We start from the raw sequence: 2,855 nt of genomic DNA on the forward strand, positions 1-2,855 counted from the left end.
GGCATTCCGGACCACACCTCGATGAAACGTTGCCCAAACAGGCGCCGTAATAACCTTGTGTCGCCCCAACGACCACACCAATGACACTTGAAACAATCGTCAGAACAAAACCAAAGAGTACCGAGATACGAAAGCCATAAATAATTCTAGCCAACACATCTCGCCCTTTGTCATCTGTCCCTAACCAGTTAACCGAGTCAGGCTCCGATGGTACCGCGCCTGCGATATCGAAGTTGATAGTGTCGTAGCTGAAAGGAATGATAGGCCAAACGATATAGCCATTCTCTTCGATGAGGTCGATTACATACGGGTCTTTATAGTCGGCTTCGGTTTCAAACTCCCCACCGAATTCTGTCTCTGCGTATTCATTAATGACAGGCACAAACCATTGATTGTCATAAGAAACCAATAATGGCTTATCGTTCGCGATGATCTCAGCGAACAGGCTCAAGCCAAACAACAAGGTGAATATCCACAAGGAGATAAAACCACGCTTGTTTGCTTTAAAACGTAACCAACGAGCTTCAGCTAAAGGGTTGCTAAACATTTTTAATCAATACCTTTGTTATTCATTCGCCATTAACGCGCTTCAAAATCAATTCGAGGATCAACCCAGGTATAAGTCAGGTCGGAGATAATGCTCAACACCAAACCCAGTAAGGTCATAATATAGAGAGAACTAAATACCACTGGGTAATCACGTTGAATGGTGGACTCAAAGCCAAGTAAGCCAATGCCTTCGAGTGAAAACATCACTTCAATCAACATAGAACCAGTGAAGAAAATACTAATAAATGCGCTAGGGAAACCGGCAATAATGATCAACATTGCGTTACGGAAAACGTGCTTGTAGAGAATACTGTTCTCGTCCAAACCTTTCGCTCGTGCTGTTACTACATATTGCTTGTTGATCTCATCAAGGAAAGAGTTTTTGGTCAGCATGCTAAGTGTGGCAAAACCACCGATCACCATGGCGAAAATAGGCAAAGCTAAATGCCAAAAGTAATCACCAATTTGCTGATACCAATTGAGTTGGTCAAAGTTACTCGACACCAAGCCTCTTAAAGGGAACCAACTGAAGTAGTTACCACTCGCGAATAAGATAATCAGAATGATAGCAAACAAGAAACCAGGGACCGCATAACCGACAATCACCACCGCGCTCGACCAAATATCAAAACGAGAGCCGTGATGAATCGCCTTCATAATGCCCAGAGGTATCGAAATCACGTAAATGATTAACGTACTCCAAAGCCCCAAAGAAATAGATACAGGCAAGCGCTCGATGATTAAATCGATAACATTACCGCCCTTAAACAGGCTTTCACCAAAGTTAAAGGTCACGTAATTTTTCAACATCTCAAAGTAGCGAACGTGAATTGGCTTATCAAAACCAAACTGCTTTTTGATCTCTTCAACCACTTCAGGATCCAGCCCGCGTGAGCCCTTATAGCCACTGGCAGACGCTTGATCACTCTCGCTTAAATCAACTTCTTGTCCACCACCAGAAAAGCGCTCCATAATACCGGAGTTGTGCCCTTCTAACTGCGCCACAGCCTGTTCTACTGGGCCACCCGGCGCAATCTGAATGATGAAAAAGTTAATCGTGATGATCGCCCACAGCGTGGGGATCACCAACAACAAACGTCGAAATATATACGCAGCCATGCTAACTAACTCCTAGCGACGTTTCTCAGGAAGCAATGCCGCCTTCTCTTCTGAAATCCACCATGTATCGATACCTAAATCGTATTTAGGCAGCACATCCGGACGCTCAAACTTGTCCCACATCGCCACTCGGTATTCGCCCACGTGCCATTGAGGAATGTTGTAGAAGTTCCACTGCAACACACGGTCAAGAGAGCGACCTAGCGTAAGGAGCTTTTCTGGGTTCTGTTGGTTACGCGCGATTTCTTCAGTTAACGCATCCACCACAGGATCCATTACGCCAGCTGTATTGTAAGTAGAATCAATGTAGTTAGAGTTCCAAACAATCATTAAGTTCGGGCTTGGATAAGGATTTGGCGAAAACGATGAAGAGACCATATCAAAATCTCGGTCACGAAGACGCTTGATGTATTGCGTGGTATCGACCGTGCGGATCTTCATCTCGATCCCCATTCGCTTAAGGTTCTTTTGAACAGGTGTAGCAATACGCTCCGTAGTTGGGCTGTAAATCAACAACTCGAACGACATAGGCTTGCCAGTCTTTTCGTTGGTCATTACTTTGTCTTTTAGTACCCAACCTGCTTCTTTCAGCAGTTTGAATGCCGTGCGCATTTGGCTACGAATACGGCCACTGCCATCGGTGACTGGCGGTTGGTATTCTTCAGTAAACACTCGTGGTGGGATCTGGTCTTTGTACTGAGACAACAGCGCCACTTCGTCTTCACTTGGCAAGCCTTTCGCTTCATAGTCAGTATTTTGGAAGTAACTACGAGTGCGTTTGTACTGGCCGTAGAACATGTTCTTATTCATCCACTCAAAGTCCATCGCGTATGTTAACGCTTCACGAACTTTAGGATCTGAGAACACTGGAGATTGAATATTGTAGACAAAGCCTTGGGTCGACTCTGGCTTCTCGTGATTGATCTCTTCTTTGACGATATAGCCTTTGTCGAAGTTTGCGCCTGTGTAAGAGTTAGCCCAGAACTTGGCTGAGTTCTCTGTTCGAAGATCAAACTCCCCTGCTTTAAAGGCTTCTAACATCACAGTGTCGTCACGATAGTAGTCGTACTGCACTTCCTTGAAGTTATTGCGACCCACGTTAACGGGCAGATCTGCCGCCCAATAGTTTTCATCAAGGCCGTAAGTAACACTTTGACCCGACTTATAACTGATGATCTTATAAGGAC

The 2,855-nt window shown here is 45.0% G+C and carries 2 protein-coding genes and 1 pseudogene; all 3 read right to left on the bottom strand.

Features of this window, described 5'->3' with window-relative positions:
* Positions 1-547, bottom strand: a pseudogene (locus BCT81_RS17610) (ABC transporter permease); the annotation flags it as partial.
* Between the two features lie 32 nt (positions 548-579).
* Positions 580-1,668, bottom strand: coding sequence for a microcin C ABC transporter permease YejB (locus BCT81_RS17615; protein ID WP_102425290.1), 1,089 nt, complete (start codon positions 1,666-1,668; stop codon positions 580-582).
* 12 nt (positions 1,669-1,680) lie between these two features.
* A partial coding sequence (locus BCT81_RS17620; RefSeq protein ID WP_133152653.1) for an extracellular solute-binding protein occupies positions 1,681-2,855 on the bottom strand: 1,175 nt, incomplete at its 5' end.

It is taken from the genome of Vibrio sp. 10N.261.52.A1 (genome assembly GCF_002876325.1).
In the GTDB taxonomy this organism is placed as follows: domain Bacteria; phylum Pseudomonadota; class Gammaproteobacteria; order Enterobacterales; family Vibrionaceae; genus Vibrio; species Vibrio chagasii.

What these genes read in the sequence shown, in the direction of transcription:
- BCT81_RS17615 (WP_102425290.1), bottom strand. Translation starts at nt 1,668, where the DNA reads ATGGCTGCGTATATATTTCGACGTTTGTTGTTGGTGATCCCCACGCTG.